We start from the raw sequence: 16,572 nt of genomic DNA, 5'->3' as shown, positions 1-16,572 counted from the left end.
CATTCCCATGCAGATCGACCACCTCATCAACGGCAAGCCGGTCGCCGGCCGCGACTATTTCCAGACCGTCAACCCGGCTACGCAAGAAGTGCTGGCCGAGGTCGCCTCGGGCGGCGAAGCCGAAGTGAACGCGGCCGTGGCCGCCGCCAAGGAAGCCTTCCCGAAGTGGGCCGGCCTGCCCGCGCCCGAGCGCGCCAAGCTGATCCGCAAGCTCGGCGACCTGATCGCCAAGAACGTGCCCGAGATCGCGAAGACCGAGACCAACGACTGCGGCCAGGTCATCGCCCAGACCGGCAAGCAGCTGGTGCCGCGCGCGGCCGACAACTTCTATTACTTCGCCGAGATGTGCACGCGGGTCGACGGCCACACCTACCCGACGCCCACGCACCTGAACTACACGCTGTTCCATCCGGTGGGCGTGTGCGCGCTGATCTCGCCGTGGAACGTGCCCTTCATGACCGCCACCTGGAAGGTCGCGCCCTGCCTGGCCTTCGGCAATACCGCGGTGCTGAAGATGAGCGAGCTGTCGCCGCTGACGGCCGCGCGCCTGGGCGAGCTGGCGCTCGAGGCGGGCATCCCGGCCGGCGTGCTGAACCTGGTGCACGGCTACGGCAAGGAAGCCGGCGAGCCGCTGGTGGCGCACCCCGACGTGCGCGCGATCTCGTTCACCGGATCGACCGCCACCGGCAACCGCATCGTGAAGAGCGCCGGCCTGAAGAAGTTCAGCATGGAGCTTGGCGGCAAGAGCCCGTTCGTGATCTTCGACGACGCCGACCTCGACCGCGCGCTCGATGCCGCCGTGTTCATGATCTTCAGCAACAACGGCGAGCGCTGCACCGCGGGCTCGCGCATCCTGGTGCAGCAGTCGATCTATGCCGACTTCGCGGCCAGGTTCGCCGAGCGGGCGAAGCGCATCACGGTCGGCGACCCGCTGGACGAGAAGACCATCGTCGGGCCGATGATCTCGCAGGCGCATCTGGCCAAGGTGCGCAGCTACATCGAGCTGGGCCCGAAGGAAGGCGCGACCCTGCTGTGCGGCGGACTCGGCGCGCCGGAGCTTCCCGATCGCGTGAAGAAGGGCAACTACGTGCTGCCGACGGTGTTCGCCGATGTCGACAACCGCATGAAGATCGCGCAGGACGAGATCTTCGGACCGGTCGCCTGCCTGATCCCGTTCAAGGACGAGGCGGATGCGATCCGGCTGGCCAACGACATCGCCTACGGCCTGTCGAGCTACGTGTGGACCGAGAACATCGGCCGCGCGCACCGGGTCGCTGCGGCGGTCGAGGCCGGCATGTGCTTCGTCAACAGCCAGAACGTGCGCGACCTGCGCCAGCCCTTCGGCGGCACCAAGGCCTCGGGCACCGGTCGCGAGGGCGGCACCTGGAGCTACGAAGTGTTCTGCGAGCCGAAGAACATCGCGGTCTCGCTCGGATCGCATCACATCCCCCATTGGGGCGTCTGACCATGGGCAAGCTCGCACTCGCCGCCAAGATCACGCACGTGCCCTCGCTGTACCTCAGCGAGCTCGACGGCCCGCGCAAGGGCAGCCGGCAGGCCGCCATCGACGGCTTGAAGGAAATCGGCCGCCGCTGCCGCGAACTGGGCGTGGACACCATCGTGGTGTTCGACACCCACTGGCTGGTCAATGCCAGCTACCACCTGAACTGCGCGCCGCATTTCAAGGGCGTCTACACCAGCAACGAGCTGCCGCACTTCATCAGCAACATGCCCTACGAGGTGCCGGGCAACCCGACCCTCGGCAAGCTGCTGGCGCAGGCCTGCAACGAATGGGGCGTGGAGACGCTGGCGCACGACGCCACCACGCTCGGGCCCGAATACGGCACGCTGGTCCCGATGCGCTACATGAACGAGGACCTGCACTTCAAGACGATCTGCGTCTCGGCACTGTGCACCAGCCACTACCTGAACGACAGCGCCCGCCTGGGCTGGGCCATGCGGCGCGCGGTGGAGGATCACTACGACGGCACGGTCGCCTTCTTCGCCAGCGGATCGATGTCGCATCGCTTCGCGCAGAACGGGCTGGCGGCGCAGTTCGCCGACCGCATCTGGAGCCCGCTGCTCGAGCGCATGGACCACGACGTGGTGCGGATGTGGGAGAACGGCGAATGGAACGAGTTCTGCAGCATGCTGCCCGAGTACGCCGTCAAGGGCCATGGCGAGGGCTTCATGCACGACACGGCGATGGTGCTCGGCGCCCTGGGCTGGTCGGCCTACGACGGCAAGGCCGAGGTCGTGACGCCCTACTTCGGTTCCTCGGGCACCGGCCAGATCAACGTGGTGCTCCCGGTCACGCCGCAGCACGGCCGCGCCATTCCGAAGGCCCAGGCGTCCAGCGCCGAGGGCTTCCAGGCCGTCTCTCGCCTTTGAGGCCCCCATGCCGCACCTGGTCATTCTCTACACCCCCAACATCGAGCGCGAGACCGACATGTCGGCGCTCTGCCGCTCGCTCGCCGACTGCATGCTCGAACAGCGCGACGACGAGGGCCGGCAGGTCTATCCGACCGGCGGCACGCGCGTGCTGGCCTACCCGGCCGCGCACCATGCGGTGGCCGACGGCAAGGCCGACTACGCCTTCGTCTACCTCAACCTGCGAATGGGCGCGGGCCGAAGCGCCGCGGTACACAAACGCGTTGGCGACGCCCTGCTGGGCGTGACGAAGGCGCACTTCGCGCCGGTCTTCGACCAACGCCACATCGGCATCACGCTGCAGATCGACGAGAGCCCCGGCCAGGTCTACGACGGCAAGCACAGCAACCTGCATCCCCTCTTCAACAAGGCCTGAACCATGCTCGCACCCGAACTCATCCGGCAACTGGCCGCCGAACTCCACGAGAGCGAGAAGACGCGCGTGCAGGTCGAGCATTTCTCGAAGCGCCATCCGGAGATGACGATCGAGGACGGCTACGCGATCTCGCGCGAATGGGTCAAGGCCAAGATCGCCGAGGGCCGCACCGTCAAGGGCCACAAGATCGGCCTGACCTCGCGCGCCATGCAGCTGTCGAGCCAGATCGACGAGCCCGACTACGGCACGCTGCTCGACGACATGTTCTTCGAGCAGGGCGGCGACATACCGTTCTCGCGCTTCATCGCGCCGCGGGTCGAGGTCGAGCTGGCCTTCAAGCTCGGCAAGCGGCTCAAGGGGCCGAACGTAACGATCTTCGACGTGCTGGACGCCACCGACTACGTGGTGCCGGCGATCGAGATCATCGATGCACGCATCGAGCAGTTCGACCGCCACACCAAGCAGATGCGCAAGGTGTTCGACACCATCGCCGACAACGCGGCCAACGCCGGCATCGTGACCGGCGGGCGGCCGGTGAAGCCGGACGCGGTCGACCTGCGCTGGGTCAGCGCGCTGCTCTACAAGAACGGCGTCATCGAAGAATCCGGGGTCGCGGCCGCGGTGCTGAACCATCCCGCCACCGGCGTCGCCTGGCTCGCCAACAAGCTGGCGCCCTGGGACGAATGCCTGGAGGCCGGCGAGATCGTGCTCGGCGGCTCGTTCACGCGGCCGACCACCGCGCTGCCGGGCGATACATTCCATGCGGACTACGGCCCCCTGGGCGCGATCTCCTTCCGCTTCGTCTGAAAGACCCCAACCATGACCACACCCGCCAACCTCTTCAAGCAAGCCCTGGCCGACAAGCGCGCCCAGATCGGCCTCTGGCTCGGCCTGGCCGACGCCTACAGCGCCGAGATCTGCGCCGGCGCCGGCTTCGACTGGCTGCTGATCGACGGCGAGCATTCGCCCAACGGGCTGGCCAGCATCCTGCAGCAGGCACAGGCGATCGCCGGCTATCCCGGCGTCAACGCGATCGCCCGCGTGCCGCTGGGCCATGGCGATGCGGGCGCGGCGCTGATCAAGCAGTACCTCGACCTCGGCCTGCAGACCCTGCTGGTGCCGATGGTCGACACGCCCGAGCAGGCGCGCGCGATCGTGCGCGCGATGCGCTACGCGCCCGAGGGCATCCGCGGCATGGGCGGCGCGCGCGCCTCGCGCTGGGGCCGCTATCCCGCCTATGCCAAGGAAGCCAACGACCGCGTCTGCCTGCTGGTGCAGGCCGAATCGCGCGAGGCGCTGGCCAACCTGGAAGCCATCGCGGCGGTCGACGGCGTCGACGGCGTCTTCATCGGACCGGCCGACCTGTCGGCGTCGATGGGCCACGTGGGCGACTCCGACCACCCCGAGGTGCAGGCGGCGATCGAGGACGCGATCGCCCGCATCCAGCGCGCCGGCAAGGCCGCGGGCATCCTCACGCCCAACGAGACGCTGGCGCGCAAGTACCTGGCGCTGGGCGCGACCTTCGTCGCCGTCGGGCTGGACACCAACCTGCTGGTGCGAAGCACCAGCGCGCTGGCGGCGAGCTTCAAGAACACGGCCAAGCCGGCAGCCAGCGGCGGGACCTACTGATCCCCGGCGTGATGACTTCAGTACTCGATACGTGAGGTAAACGCGGGTGTGCGGCGCAACGAGTTGCGGGAAAAATACGCCCTTTCCAACGCATCGACCACCCGAGGAGACATCCCGATGACCATCACCCGCCGCCACCTGCTGCAGACCACCAGCGCCTCCGCGCTGCTGGCCGGCCTGGGCCAGAGCGTCTTTGCCCAGTCGCAGGCCTTTCCCTTCGAGACCGCGCGCCTGATCACCGGCTTCGCGGCCGGCGGCACCTCCGACACCACCTGCCGGCGTGTCGCGACCCGGCTGCAGCCCGACTACGGGAAGGCCGTGGTGGTCGAGAACCGCACCGGCGCGGGCGGCCAGATCGCGGTCACCTACGTCAAGAGCCAGCCGGCCGACGGCGCCACGATCCTGCAGACGCCGACCTCGATCCTCACGATCTATCCGCACATCTACAAGAAGCTGCCGTACGACCCGCTGGTCGACCTGTCGCCGGTGACGATCGCCTGCGTGTTCGACTTCGGCTTCGCGGTCGGGCCGGCGGTGCCGATGTCGGTCAAGACCGTGCCCGAGTTCCTGGCCTGGGCCAAGACCCATCCCGAAGGCGCCAATTTCGGCTCGCCGGCCGCCGGCTCGACGCCGCACTTCATCGGCGCGCTGCTGGGCAAGAGCGCGGGCGTCGAGCTCAAGCACGCGGCCTACCGCGGCACCCAGCCGGCGATGCTCGACTTGCTGGGCGGCAACATCGCGGCGGTGTCGGGCCCGATCGGCGACATCACGCAGCACCTGCCGACCGGCAAGGTGCGCATCCTCGGCGTCTCGGGCGCCAAGCGCAGCCGCTTCGCGCCCGACGTGCCGACCTTCGAGGAGCAGGGCATCAAGGACATGACGCACAGCGAATGGTTCGCCTTCCTGCTGCCGGCCAAGGCCTCGCCCGAAGTGGTGGCGCGCGCCAATGCCGCCTTCAAGCAGGCGCTGGCCCAGAAGGACGTGATCGACGGCCTGGCTGGCTTCGGCCTGGAGGCGATGTCCTCGACGCCGGGCGAACTCACGGAACTGATCAAGAAAGACACGGCCAAGTGGGCCCCCATCGTGAAACAGGTCGGCTTCACCGCAGAGGGCTGACCATGAAAAGGAACTGCAGATGAACACACTCGCCACCCCGTCGCCTTCGGCGCTGGTGCATCCCGCCCTCCACCCCGACGAGCGCGCCGCCCGGCTGCAGCTTGCCGCCTGCTACCGCGTGTTCGCGATGCTGGGCTGGACCGAGATGATCTACAACCACATCACGGTGCGGCTGCCCGACAGCGTGACCGGTGGCGAGAAGCAGTTCCTGATCAATCCCTTCGGCCTGCACTACAGCGAGGTCACGGCCAGCAACCTGGTCAAGATCGACCTGCAGGGCCGGGTGCTCGACGGCTCCACCCATGCGGTGAACCCGGCCGGCTTCACGGTGCATGCCGCGATCCACGACGGCCTGCCCGACGCGCACTGCGTGATGCACGTGCACACCACCGCGGGCGTGGCGGTGGCCTGCCTGCAGGGCGGCCTGCAGCAGACCAACTTCTATACCGCTCAATTGCACGGCATGGTCGCGTACCACGAGTTCGAGGGCATCACGATCCATGCCGACGAAGGTCCGCGGCTGCTGAAGAGCATCGGCGAGCGCAAGGCCGTGATCCTGCGCAACCATGGCTTGCTGGCCTGGGGCGAGACGCTGCCCCAGACCTTCGCGATCCTCTGGACCTTGCAGCGTGCCTGCGAGATCCAGCTGGCGACGCTGTCGATGGGCGCGCCGATCCCGGTCTCCGAGGCCATCGCCGAGCGCTGCACGCGCGATGCGCTGCAGTTCAACCCGGCGCACGGCGCCGGCCAGGATGTGTTCGACGCCCTGGTGCGCCAGGTCGACCGCATCGACGACAGCTACAAGCTATAGAGCTCCCCCCCAGGTTGGCTCACTTCGTGTAGCCGCCCACCCCCTGCCGGGGGCAACACCAGCGGCCCGGCAAAGCCGGTTCCGCGGTGTTCCTGGAAGGGGCCAGGGCGAGCCTCAAGCCAAGAGCAAAGGAATCTCCCGAAAATGAAAATTTGTATCTACGGCGCCGGCGCCATCGGCGGCTGGATCGGCGCCAAGCTGGCGCGGGCCGGATCGGCGATCAACGTGGTGGCGCGCGGCGCCACGCTGGACGCCCTGAAGCGCGACGGGCTCACCCTGGCCAGCGGCGACTCGCGCGTGAGCGTGCCGGTCAACGCCAGCGAGGACCCCTCTGCGCTCGGCGTCCAGGACCTGGTCATCGTCGCGGTGAAGGCGCCCTCGCTGCCGGCCGTGGCGCAGCAGATCGCGCCGCTGCTGGGCCCCGACACCATCGTGCTGACGGCCATGAACGGCGTTCCGTGGTGGTTCCTGCAGGGCGGCTTCGGCGGCCCGCTGGCCGGTGCGCAGCTCGAGGCGGTCGACCCGGGCGGCAAGATCGATGCGGCGATTCCCGCCCGACACGTGATCGGCTGCGTGGTGCACGCCAGCTGCGCGCTCGACGCGCCGGGCGTGGTGCGGCATCACTTCGGCAACGGCCTGATCATCGGCGAGCCCTCGGGCGAGGCGACCCCGCGGGCCAGGGCGCTGCTCGACCTGCTGGCCGGCGCGGGCATCGACACCAAGCTCTCGCCGCAGATCCAGAAGGACGTCTGGTACAAGCTGTGGGGCAACATGACGGTCAACCCGATCAGCCTGCTGACCGGCGCCACCACCGACCTGATCCTGGGCGACGACCTGGTGCGCGGCTTCATCTCCACCATCATGCTGGAGGCCAAGGAGGTCGGCGCCCGGATCGGCGTGCCGATCGCCGACACGCCCGAGGATCGCCACGCGGTCACGCGCAAGCTCGGCGCCTTCAAGACCTCGATGCTGCAGGACGTGGAAGCCGGCCGCGCGGTGGAGCTCGACGCGCTGGTGTCCTCGGTGCGCGAACTCGGCGAACGCGCCGGCGTGGCGACGCCGTTCACCGATGCGCTGCTGGGGCTGGCGCGGCTGCGGGCTCGGCAGCTCGGGCTGTACTGAGCCGCCTCAGCGCCCCATCAGCACCCGCACCGCCCCCGGCAGCGAATCGACCTGCGGCATGAAGCGGTCGATCACCGCGCCCAGCAGCACCGCGCACAGGAGGGCGCCCAGCAGCGGCTTCCAGCTCAGCCGCACGGCGACCGCCAGCCAGCCCTCGCGCGCGATCCGTACCACGGCCCGCGCCGACACGTACGAAAAAGCGATCTCGACCGCCACCGCGAGCAGCGCGTCCCAGCCGAAGTACAGCATCACCAGCGCGCCGGCGCCGAACACGACGGCAACGCCGATCAGGAAGATCGCCAGCACCGGCACCACGAACACCGCGCCCTCGTCGACGCCGCCCACCAGGTCGAGCGCGCCGCCGCCGACGTCCGGCAGGCCGCCGGCGTCGAGCTTCGCCGCCGGCGCGTGCCCCGAGGGCCAGTCGGCCACGCCGGGGTCCACCAGGTCGGCATCGAAGCTCATGTTGCGGTGCACCAATCGGGCCGCCCACCAGCGCAGCAGCAACAGGTAGGCCCCGTAGCCGACGCCGAGCGTCACCGCATAGCGCAGCGCCAGCGCGTCGACGCCCAGGCGCATCTGCAGGTGGGACACGGCCCACATCAACAGCAGGATCGTGGTGCCGATCGCGAAGCCATGCAGGCGCAGGTCATGGCTGCGGTGCAGGTCCTGCTCGAAGCGCGACTCCCAGAGCCGGACCGAGCGCCAGTCGGAGAGGATCTTCAATCGGCGGCGACGGGTACGCGCGGCGCGACGGCGCACATGAGTTCGTAGCCGACGGTGCCGCCGGCCCGCGCCACCTCGTCGATCGGCAGCACGGCGCCGGCCGACGAGCGGCCCCACAGCGTGACCTCGGAGCCGAAACCGGCGTCGGGCACCGGCGTCAGGTCGACCGTGATCATGTCCATGCTGACCCGCCCGACCATGCGCGTGCGCACGCCGTCGACCAGCACCGGCGTGCCGGTGCTGCAGTGCCGCGGATAGCCGTCGGCATAGCCGACCGCGGCGACGCCGATGCGCAGCGGGCCCTCGGCGCGGAAGCTGGAGCCGTAGCCGATGGTGTCGCCGGCCTGGAGGGTCTGCACGGCGATCAGCCGGGTGGCGAGCGTCATGGCCGGCTGCAGCTGCCAGTGGGCCGCGTCGTGCTCGGGGAAGTCGGGGGCGCTGCCGTACAGCACGATGCCGGGGCGCACCCAGTCGGCCCGGGTCTGGGCCGGGTGGCGCAGGGTCGCGGCGCTGTTGGCGACCGTGCGCTCGCCGGGCAGGTCCTGGGCGGCACGGTCGAAGACCTCGATCTGGTGGGCGATGCCGCGCTCGCCGTCGGCGTCGCTGAAGTGCGTCATGAGCGATATCTCGTCGACCTGCGGCAGGGCATTGAGCCGCGTCCAGGCCGAGCGGAAGCGCTCGGGCGTGAAGCCCAGGCGGTTCATGCCGGAGTTCATCTTGAGAAAGACGCGCTGCGGCACCTGGGTCTTGTGGGCGGCCAGCATGTCGATCTGGGCGTCGCAGTGGACCGTGTGCCAGAGGTCGAGGCGGGAGCACAGCTCGAGGTCGCGCGGCTCGAAGACGCCCTCGAGCAGCAGGATCGGCCCTCGCCAGCCCAGGGCGCGCACCCGCTCGGCCTCCGCCAGGTCGAGCAGCGCAAAGCCGTCGGCCGCGCGGAAGGCGTCGAAAACCCGTTCGATCCCGTGCCCGTAGGCGTTCGCCTTGACCACCGCCCAGACCCGGGAATCGAGCGCGGAACGGCGGGCCCGGTCGAGGTTGTGGCGCAGGGCGGCGGCATGGACAGTGGCAAGGATCGGACGTGGCACTTCAAAAACCCTGTGAAAAGCTGAAAACACTCACACAACAAAGCCTGGCGTTGAGGCCGGAAAGCGCCATTCTGACATCGCGCACCCCATGCTATAACCGCGCACCCGCCTCTGATGCGGGCCCTTTTCTTCACTACCGCCAGCCCTCCCCCATCTGGCCAGCCAGCTCATCGATGAAGCGCGGTTTCTACACCATCATGTCGGCCCAGTTCTTTTCGTCACTGGCCGACAACGCGCTTTTCGTTGCTGCTGTGGAGCTGATGCGAACCAGCGGCGCGCCGGAGTGGCAGCGCGCCGCGCTGGTGCCGATCTTCACCGTCTTCTACGTGGCGCTGGCGCCGCTGGTCGGCGCCTTCGCCGACGCCTTGCCCAAGGGCAAGGTGATGTTCATCAGCAATGCGATCAAGGTGGTCGGCTGCGTGATGATGCTGTTCGGCTCGCACCCGCTGATGGCCTACGCCATCGTCGGGCTCGGCGCCGCGGCCTATTCCCCGGCCAAGTACGGCATCCTGACCGAGCTGCTGCCGGCCTCGCAGCTGGTCAAGGCCAACGGCTGGATCGAGGGGCTGACCATCGCCTCGATCATCCTGGGCATCGTGCTCGGCGGGCAGCTGGTCGGGCATGCGCTCTCCAGCCACCTGCTGGCGATCGACTTCCCGTTCATCGAGACCGGCGTCAACACGCCGCCCGAGGCCGCGATCTCGGCGCTGATCCTGGTCTACATGGTGGCCGCCTGGTTCAACACCCGGATCCCGCTGACCGGCGTCGAGATGCGGCCGCTGCGCTCCAACCCGCAGCACGGCATCGTGCGCAACGTGTTCGCCCTGCTGCCCGACTTCTGGCAATGCAACTCGCGCCTGTGGCGCGACAAGCTGGGCCAGATCTCGCTCGCCACCACCACCCTGTTCTGGGGCGCCGGCGGCAACCTCAAGTACATCGTGCTGGCCTGGGCCTCGCTGGCGCTGGGCTACAACACGGCGCAGGCCTCGTCGCTGACCGGCGTGGTGGCGATCGGCACCGCGGTCGGCGCGATCGTGGCCTCGATGAAGATGCGGCTGGACATGGCCACGCGGGTGATCCCGATGGGCATCGGCATGGGCCTGCTGGTGATCGGCATGAACTTCATCGGCAGCATCTGGCTCGCCGTCCCCTTCCTGATCCTGCTCGGCGGCCTGGGCGGCTTCCTGGTGGTGCCGATGAACGCGCTGCTGCAGCACCGCGGCCACAACCTGATGGGCGCCGGCCGCTCGATCGCCGTGCAGAACTTCAACGAGCAGTCGTGCATCCTGGTGCTGGGTGCGTTCTACAGCGCCTGCACCGGCATCGGCCTGTCGGCCTATTCGGCCATCACCGCCTTCGGCGTCGTGGTGGCCGGCTTCATGTGGCTCATCAAGCGCTGGCACCAGCACAACCTGAAGCGCCATCCGGAAGAGGTCGAGCACCTGCTCGCCATCGCGCGCAGCGACAAGCACCACTGACCGGTTTCCGTTTCCATTGCCCGCTCTCGCGCTGATCTTCAACGCCTTCGTCTGGGGCGTCTCCTGGTTTCCCTTCCGCCAACTCGAAGGGCGTGGCCTGCATCCGGTGTGGGCGACCTGCCTGATCTATGCCGCCGTCACGCTCGCCATGGCGCTGCTGCGGCGGCGCGTCTGGGGGCTGTTCGCCCGGCAGCCGGCGCTGCTGGCGCTGGGGCTGGCGGCGGGCCTGACCAATGTCGGCTTCAACTGGGCCGTGACGCAGGGCGACGTGGTGCGGGTGGTGCTGCTGTTCTACCTGATGCCGCTGTGGAGCGTGCTGCTGGCCTGGGCTTTCCTGGGCGAGCGGCCGAGCCTCGCGGCGCTCGCCCGGGTGGCGCTGGCGCTGGTCGGCGTCGCGGTGGTGCTGAAGTCGCCTGAGACCGACTGGCCGGTGCCGGCCAGCCTGCCGGACTGGCTGGGCGTGGCCGCCGGCTTCGGTTTCGCTGTGACCAACATCCTGCTGCGCCGGCTGCGCAGCGCCCCCGGCGAGGCCCGGGCGCTGGCGATGTTCGGCGGCTGCGCCGTGATGGCCGGTGCCACCGCCCTGGTCGGCACGGCGCTCGGCGCGATGGCGCCGCCGCCGCTGGCCGACCCGGGCTGGTGGGGCTGGGCCCTGCTGCTGGGCACCGGCTTCGTCTTCGCCAACGTCTGCCTGCAGTACGGCGCGGCGCGGCTGGCGGCCAGCGCGACCTCGGTGATCATGCTGTCCGAAGTGCTGTTCGCGAGCGTCTCGTCGGTGGCGCTGGGCGCGGCCACGATGGAAACGCGGATCTGGCTCGGCGGCGCGCTGATCGTGGCGGCGGCGGTGTGGTCGTCGTTTGCACGCGCCCCGGCGGGCGACGATGATCGGCGCACACTTTCCCCCCAGGACTTGCCATGACCAGCGTCTACGACTTCGAGGCCCGCCGCATCGACGGCCGGCCGGCCCCGCTTTCCGAGTACCGCGGCCGGGTGCTGCTGATCGTCAACACCGCCAGCCAGTGCGGCTTCACGCCGCAGTTCGAGGGGCTGGAGGCGCTGTACCGGAAGTACGCCGGGCAGGGCCTCTCGGTGCTGGGCTTTCCGTCCAACCAGTTCAGGCACCAGGACCCGGGAACCAACGCCGAAATCGGCGCCTTCTGCACCGAAAAGTACGGCGTCAGCTTCCCGATGATGGAGAAGATCGACGTCAACGGCGCCGCCGCCGCGCCGCTCTACAAGTGGCTGGTCAAGGAGGCGCCGGGCCTGCTGGGCAGCACCGCGATCAAGTGGAACTTCACCAAGTTCCTGGTCGGCCGGGACGGCCGGGTACTCAAGCGCTACGCCCCGCTCGACAAGCCCGAGTCCATCGCCCGCGACATCGAGGCGGCCTTGCAGGCGGCCTGATCAGAACCTGAAATCGGCGGTCTTGGCGCCGGCGCCCAGGGTCACGGCCTGGCTCTTGGTCACGCCCTCGCTCGCGGCCTCGACCGTGTAGCGGCCGGCCGGCAGGTCGACCAGGCAGACCGGGCCGCTGGCGCGCATCGCCAGCGCGGTGCCGCCCTTGTCATCCTTCACCATGACGTCGACATCGGCCAGGTAGGCGCCGCTGGCGCGGGCGAACAGCAGCGACAGCGGGTGGTCCTTCATGGCGGCGCGCATCGCGACCGACTCGTCGGAGCCGACGCCGCCGCAGACGTAGCGACCGGCATCCTGGACCTTCATGGCCGGCGCCACGGCCGGGGTCTGGGCCTGGGCCATCCAGGGGGCGGCGGCGCAGGCGCACAGCGCGGCGGTGCGCAACAGGGTTCGTGAAAAGGCATGCATGGCAATTCTCCCGGTAGGAACACGCCTGCATGCTGGCGCGGCGCCGTCGCGCCGGGCGTCGGACCAGAACCCCGGATGCTGTACGTTCAGACCGCCAGCGCGGCGTCGAGCAGCTCGATCCAGTGCCGCACGGGCGTCTGCGTGCCGCTTTGCAGGTGCGTGATGCAGCCGATGTTGGCCGACGCGATGGCGCTGGGCTGCAGCTGGTTCAGGTGGCCCAGCTTGCGGTCGCGCAGCGGATAGGCCAGCTCGGGCTGCAACACCGAATAGGTGCCGGCGGAGCCGCAGCACAGGTGCGATTCGCTGGCCGCCACCCGGATGTCGAAGCCGAGCGCGCGCAGGTGGACCTCGACCCCGTTGCGCAGCTTCTGGCCGTGCTGCAGCGTGCACGGCGGGTGGTAGGCGACGACGCCGGCCGGCGCCGCGACGCGGCCTTTCAGCGTCGGCACCAGTTCGGGCAGCAGCTCGCTCAGGTCGCGGGTCAGCGCGCTGATGCGCTCGGCCTTGGCGGCATAGGCCGGGTCGTCCTTCAGGATGTGGCCGTACTCGCGCACCGTGACGCCGCAGCCCGAGGCATTCATGACGATCGCCTCGACCGCGCCGCCTTCGACCAGCGGCCACCAGGCATCGATGTTGGCGCGCATCTGCACCCGGCCGCCGTCCTGGTCGTTGAGATGGAACCGGACGGCGCCGCAGCAGCCGGCGTTCGGCGCGACCACGGCCTGGATGCCGGCGGCGTCGAGCACCCGCGCGGTCGCGCTGTTGATGTTGGGCGCCATCGACGGCTGCACGCAGCCGGCCAGCATCAGCACCTTGCGGTCATGCGTGCGCGTGGGCCAGGCACCCGCGGGCCGCGGCGCCGGCACCTTGGCCTTGAGCGCGGCCGGCAGCAGGCCGCGGACCGACTGGCCCAGCTTCATCGCCGGGCCGAAGAGCGGCGAAGGCAGGGCCTCCTTGAGCGTCCATCGCACGGCGTTCTCGCCCATCGGCCGCGGCACCTTCTGGTCGACGATCTTGCGACCGATGTCGACCAGGTGGCCGTATTGCACGCCGCTCGGGCAGGTGGTCTCGCAGTTGCGGCAGGTCAGGCAGCGGTCGAGGTGAAGCTGCGTGCTGCGCGTCGGCGCCTTGCCTTCGAGCACCTGCTTGATGAGGTAGATGCGCCCGCGCGGGCCGTCGAGCTCGTCGCCGAGCAGCTGGTAGGTCGGGCAGGTGGCGGTACAGAAGCCGCAGTGCACGCACTTGCGCAGGATCGCCTCGGCCTCGCGGCCGTCGGCGGTGCCCTGGAATTCGGGAGCGAGTTCGGTTTGCATGCGGGGCTTCAGTGCGCGGTGGTTCTTGCAGGAAGGAGCCGGCCGCGATCGAACACGGCATCGGGATCGAATTCGTTCATGAGCGCGCGGTGGATGCGCTCGATCGGCGCGCTCAGGGCGTCGAAGCGGGCCTCGTGACGCGCCCCGGGCGCGGGCCTGAAGAGCGTCGCATGGCCGCCGGCCGCGCGGGCCGCGGCCCGCACCCGCTGCGATTCGCCGGGGGTGGCCAGATACCAGCGCTGGCCGCCATGCCACTCGACCAGCGGCGCGCCGTCGAGGTCGAGCACCGGCGCGGTCTGCGGCACCGAGAGCCGCCACAACGCGCCCGCGCCGGCGCTGAACCACGGGTGCTGCTGGTCGCGCAGCGACTGCCAGCCGGCCGCGGCGCGCCCGGCATCCTGGCGCTCGCCGCCCAGCTGCGTGCAGGCCGCCTCGACCGCCGCCACCGCGCCACGCAGGCGCAGCGACAGCACGCCGACGCCGTCGCGCAGGCGCCAGGCACTGGCATTGAGCGGCAGCGGCCGGCCGCCCCATTCGTTGAGCAGGCGCAGCGCATCGGCCTGGCTGCAGGCGAAGTCGAGCGTGGCCTCGGCCGGCGCCACCGGCAGCACCTTGAGGCTGGCCTCGGCGATCAATCCCAGCGCGCCCATCGAACCGGCCAGCACGCGCGAGACGTCGTAGCCGGCGACGTTCTTCATGACCTGGCCGCCGAACACCAGCACCTCGCCGCGGCCGTTGACCAGCGTGAGGCCGAGCAGGTAGTCGCGCACCGAGCCGACGCTGGCGCGCGCCGGGCCGCTGAGCCCGGCCGCGATCATGCCTCCGACCGTGCCGCCAACCGTCCCGCCGGGCGCGAAGCGCGGCGGCTCGAACGGCAGACACTGGCCCTGCCCGGCCAGCAGCGCCTCCAGTTCGGCCAGCGGCGTGCCGGCCCCGACGGTGACGACCAGTTCGCTGGGCTCGTAGCTGACGATGCCGGCGAGCGCGGCGGTCTCGAGAGGTTCGCCGTGCGCGGCTTCGCCGTAGAAGGCCTTGGTGTTGCCGCCGCGGATGCTCAAGGTCGTGCGGTCGGCAGCGGCGGCGCGGATGCGGTCGGCGATATCTTTGAGGGCTGTGGATTCCATCGTCTTGATCTTTGTCCCGCAAGGTAATCAGAACCTCGGCAGGTCCGCAAAAGGCATCGCCCGACTCGCGCGGAACACCTGCTTGCCGTACTCGGCGCAGCGCGACAGCGTCGGAATCACCTTGCCGGGATTCAGCAGCCCCGCAGGATCGAAGGCCCGCTTGACGCCGAACATCTGCTCGTTCTCGGCCGCGGTGAACTGCACGCACATGCTGTTGAGCTTCTCGACGCCGACCCCATGCTCGCCCGATACCGTGCCGCCCATCGCGACGCTGGTCTCGAGGATGTCGGCGCCGAACAGCTCGCAGCGGTGCAGCTCGTCGGGGTCGTTGGCGTCGAACAGCACCAGCGGATGCAGGTTGCCGTCGCCGGCGTGGAACACGTTGCAGCAGCGCAGGTTGTACTTCTTCTCCATCTGCTGGATCGCGAGCAGGATGTCGGCCAGCCGCTTGCGCGGGATGGTCGAGTCGAGGCACATGTAGTCGGGGCTGATGCGGCCCGAGGCCGGGAAGGCGTTCTTGCGGCCGCTCCAGAAGCGCAGCCGCTCGTCCTCGTTCTCGCTGCAGGCGATCGCGGTGGCGCCGCACTGGCGCAGCACTTCGGTCATGCGGCCGATCTCTTCCTCGACCTCCTCGGGCGTGCCGTCCGATTCGCACAGCAGGATGGCCGCCGCGTCGAGGTCGTAGCCGGCACGCACGAAGTCCTCGACCGCGGCGGTCATGGGCTTGTCCATCATTTCGAGGCCGGCCGGGATGATGCCGGCCGCGATGACCGCGGCCACTGCATCGCCGGCCTTCCGGACATCGTCGAAGCTGGCCATGATGCAGCGCGCCAGCTGCGGCTTGGGCACCAGCTTGACAGTGACCTCGGTGGTGACGGCCAGCATGCCCTCGCTGCCGATCACCAGCGCCAGCAGGTCGAGGCCGGCGCAGTCGAGCGCCTCGCCGCCGAATTCGATCGCCTCCCCCTCGGCCGTGAAGCCGCGCACCCGCAGCACGTTGTGCAGGGTGAGCCCGTACTTGAGGCAGTGCACGCCGCCCGAATTCTCGGCCACGTTGCCGCCGATGGTGCAGGCGATCTGGCTCGAGGGGTCGGGCGCGTAGTAGAGGTTGAAGGGCGCCGCCGCCTCGCTGATCGCGAGGTTGCGCACGCCGCACTGGACCACCGCGGTGCGGCTGACCGGATCGATCCTGACGATCCGGTTGAACTTGGCGAGCGACATCGTCACGCCCAGCGCATGCGGCATCGCGCCGCCTGAGAGCCCGGTGCCGGCACCGCGCGCCACCACCGGCACGCCCAGCCCGTGGCAGGTCTTGAGGACGGCCGCGACCTGGGCCTCGGTCTCGGGCAGGGCCACCACCAGCGGCCGCTGGCGGTAGGCCGTGAGGCCGTCGCACTCGTAGGGCACGGTGTCCTCGTCGTGCCAGATCAGCGCATGGGCGGGCAACTGCGGCTGCAGCGCCTGCACCACCTGGGCCTGGCGGGCGGAGGCCGACAACGAACCTTGTTCGGCGGAACTGAGCGGCGCATTCATTTCAA

17 protein-coding genes are annotated in these 16,572 nt (G+C 69.6%); 11 read left to right on the top strand and 6 right to left on the bottom strand.

The window, feature by feature from the left end:
- Positions 1 to 7 precede the first annotated feature (7 nt).
- From hpaE to QTI68_RS11810, 8 genes are all read left to right on the top strand, one after another.
- On the top strand, positions 8 to 1,465 hold the full coding sequence (gene hpaE / locus QTI68_RS11845) for a 5-carboxymethyl-2-hydroxymuconate semialdehyde dehydrogenase (protein WP_286521742.1): 1,458 nt from the start codon (positions 8 to 10) through the stop codon (positions 1,463 to 1,465).
- 2 nt (positions 1,466 to 1,467) lie between these two features.
- Complete coding sequence (hpaD, locus tag QTI68_RS11840) at positions 1,468 to 2,391, top strand: 3,4-dihydroxyphenylacetate 2,3-dioxygenase (RefSeq protein WP_286521741.1); 924 nt, start codon at positions 1,468 to 1,470, stop codon at positions 2,389 to 2,391.
- Positions 2,392 to 2,398: 7 nt separating this feature from the next.
- Positions 2,399 to 2,806 (top strand): 5-carboxymethyl-2-hydroxymuconate Delta-isomerase, encoded by a 408-nt coding sequence (locus QTI68_RS11835; RefSeq protein ID WP_286521740.1) that lies wholly within the window; start codon positions 2,399 to 2,401, stop codon positions 2,804 to 2,806.
- 3 nt (positions 2,807 to 2,809) lie between these two features.
- Positions 2,810 to 3,613, top strand: a complete 804-nt coding sequence (hpaH, locus tag QTI68_RS11830; protein WP_286521739.1) for a 2-oxo-hept-4-ene-1,7-dioate hydratase — start codon at positions 2,810 to 2,812, stop codon at positions 3,611 to 3,613.
- Positions 3,614 to 3,625: 12 nt separating this feature from the next.
- Positions 3,626 to 4,435 carry an aldolase/citrate lyase family protein gene (locus tag QTI68_RS11825; protein WP_286521738.1) on the top strand — a complete coding sequence of 270 codons (810 nt, stop codon included), beginning with the start codon at positions 3,626 to 3,628 and terminating at the stop codon, positions 4,433 to 4,435.
- 117 nt (positions 4,436 to 4,552) lie between these two features.
- Positions 4,553 to 5,551, top strand: a complete 999-nt coding sequence (locus tag QTI68_RS11820; protein ID WP_286521737.1) for a Bug family tripartite tricarboxylate transporter substrate binding protein — start codon at positions 4,553 to 4,555, stop codon at positions 5,549 to 5,551.
- Positions 5,552 to 5,570: 19 nt separating this feature from the next.
- Entirely contained in the window at positions 5,571 to 6,362 is a 792-nt protein-coding gene (locus QTI68_RS11815; RefSeq protein ID WP_286521736.1) for a class II aldolase/adducin family protein, read from the top strand.
- A 144-nt stretch (positions 6,363 to 6,506) separates the two neighbouring features.
- On the top strand, positions 6,507 to 7,484 hold the full coding sequence (locus tag QTI68_RS11810) for a 2-dehydropantoate 2-reductase (RefSeq protein ID WP_286521735.1): 978 nt from the start codon (positions 6,507 to 6,509) through the stop codon (positions 7,482 to 7,484).
- Between the two features lie 6 nt (positions 7,485 to 7,490).
- On the opposite strand, the gene QTI68_RS11805 is transcribed toward QTI68_RS11810, so the two are convergent.
- A complete protein-coding gene (locus QTI68_RS11805) occupies positions 7,491 to 8,210 on the bottom strand; it encodes a hypothetical protein (RefSeq protein WP_286521734.1) in 720 nt (239 codons plus the stop codon).
- Positions 8,207 to 9,295: an alanine racemase gene (gene alr / locus QTI68_RS11800; RefSeq protein WP_286521733.1), complete on the bottom strand. Its 1,089-nt coding sequence runs from the start codon at positions 9,293 to 9,295 to the stop codon at positions 8,207 to 8,209. Before alr ends, QTI68_RS11805 begins: the two co-directional genes overlap by 4 nt.
- 173 nt (positions 9,296 to 9,468) lie before the next feature.
- Here alr and lplT point away from each other — a divergent pair, with 173 nt between their 5' ends.
- Genes lplT through QTI68_RS11785 form a run of 3 tightly spaced genes read left to right on the top strand, consistent with a single transcriptional unit; the run spans position 9,469 to position 12,177 of the window.
- Entirely contained in the window at positions 9,469 to 10,773 is a 1,305-nt protein-coding gene (lplT, locus tag QTI68_RS11795; protein ID WP_286521732.1) for a lysophospholipid transporter LplT, read from the top strand.
- Positions 10,774 to 10,789: 16 nt separating this feature from the next.
- Positions 10,790 to 11,692: a DMT family transporter gene (locus QTI68_RS11790; RefSeq protein WP_286521731.1), complete on the top strand. Its 903-nt coding sequence runs from the start codon at positions 10,790 to 10,792 to the stop codon at positions 11,690 to 11,692.
- Positions 11,689 to 12,177, top strand: a complete 489-nt coding sequence (locus tag QTI68_RS11785) for a glutathione peroxidase (RefSeq protein ID WP_286521730.1) — start codon at positions 11,689 to 11,691, stop codon at positions 12,175 to 12,177. The genes QTI68_RS11790 and QTI68_RS11785 overlap by 4 nt, the downstream gene beginning before the upstream one ends.
- Here the strand turns inward: QTI68_RS11785 and QTI68_RS11780 are convergent, their stop codons facing one another.
- From QTI68_RS11780 to QTI68_RS11765, 4 genes are all read right to left on the bottom strand, one after another.
- Positions 12,178 to 12,597, bottom strand: a complete 420-nt coding sequence (locus tag QTI68_RS11780) for a carboxypeptidase-like regulatory domain-containing protein (protein WP_286521729.1) — start codon at positions 12,595 to 12,597, stop codon at positions 12,178 to 12,180.
- Between the two features lie 86 nt (positions 12,598 to 12,683).
- On the bottom strand, positions 12,684 to 13,910 hold the full coding sequence (glcF, locus tag QTI68_RS11775) for a glycolate oxidase subunit GlcF (protein ID WP_286521728.1): 1,227 nt from the start codon (positions 13,908 to 13,910) through the stop codon (positions 12,684 to 12,686).
- Between the two features lie 8 nt (positions 13,911 to 13,918).
- A complete protein-coding gene (gene glcE / locus QTI68_RS11770) occupies positions 13,919 to 15,034 on the bottom strand; it encodes a glycolate oxidase subunit GlcE (RefSeq protein WP_286521727.1) in 1,116 nt (371 codons plus the stop codon).
- Positions 15,035 to 15,061: 27 nt separating this feature from the next.
- A complete protein-coding gene (locus QTI68_RS11765) occupies positions 15,062 to 16,567 on the bottom strand; it encodes an FAD-linked oxidase C-terminal domain-containing protein (protein WP_286521726.1) in 1,506 nt (501 codons plus the stop codon).
- Positions 16,568 to 16,572 lie beyond the last annotated feature (5 nt).

Origin of the sequence: Variovorax sp. J31P207 (assembly GCF_030316965.1) — a bacterium.
Lineage (GTDB): Bacteria > Pseudomonadota > Gammaproteobacteria > Burkholderiales > Burkholderiaceae_C > Variovorax > Variovorax ginsengisoli_B.
The sequence above is the reverse complement of the archived record's forward strand: the minus strand, read 5'-3'. Positions and strand labels throughout refer to the sequence as shown.

Bases quoted from the DNA above. Each gene is read 5' to 3' on its own strand.
- hpaE (WP_286521742.1), top strand. From the start codon at position 8: ATGCAGATCGACCACCTCATCAACGGCAAGCCGGTCGCCGGCCGCGAC.
- glcE (WP_286521727.1), bottom strand. From the start codon at position 15,034: ATGGAATCCACAGCCCTCAAAGATATCGCCGACCGCATCCGCGCCGCC.
- hpaH (WP_286521739.1), top strand. From the start codon at position 2,810: ATGCTCGCACCCGAACTCATCCGGCAACTGGCCGCCGAACTCCACGAG.
- QTI68_RS11815 (WP_286521736.1), top strand. From the start codon at position 5,571: ATGAACACACTCGCCACCCCGTCGCCTTCGGCGCTGGTGCATCCCGCC.
- QTI68_RS11820 (WP_286521737.1), top strand. From the start codon at position 4,553: ATGACCATCACCCGCCGCCACCTGCTGCAGACCACCAGCGCCTCCGCG.
- glcF (WP_286521728.1), bottom strand. From the start codon at position 13,910: ATGCAAACCGAACTCGCTCCCGAATTCCAGGGCACCGCCGACGGCCGC.
- QTI68_RS11785 (WP_286521730.1), top strand. From the start codon at position 11,689: ATGACCAGCGTCTACGACTTCGAGGCCCGCCGCATCGACGGCCGGCCG.
- hpaD (WP_286521741.1), top strand. From the start codon at position 1,468: ATGGGCAAGCTCGCACTCGCCGCCAAGATCACGCACGTGCCCTCGCTG.
- QTI68_RS11780 (WP_286521729.1), bottom strand. From the start codon at position 12,597: ATGCATGCCTTTTCACGAACCCTGTTGCGCACCGCCGCGCTGTGCGCC.
- QTI68_RS11835 (WP_286521740.1), top strand. From the start codon at position 2,399: ATGCCGCACCTGGTCATTCTCTACACCCCCAACATCGAGCGCGAGACC.
- QTI68_RS11825 (WP_286521738.1), top strand. From the start codon at position 3,626: ATGACCACACCCGCCAACCTCTTCAAGCAAGCCCTGGCCGACAAGCGC.
- QTI68_RS11810 (WP_286521735.1), top strand. From the start codon at position 6,507: ATGAAAATTTGTATCTACGGCGCCGGCGCCATCGGCGGCTGGATCGGC.
- lplT (WP_286521732.1), top strand. From the start codon at position 9,469: ATGAAGCGCGGTTTCTACACCATCATGTCGGCCCAGTTCTTTTCGTCA.
- QTI68_RS11765 (WP_286521726.1), bottom strand. From the start codon at position 16,567: ATGAATGCGCCGCTCAGTTCCGCCGAACAAGGTTCGTTGTCGGCCTCC.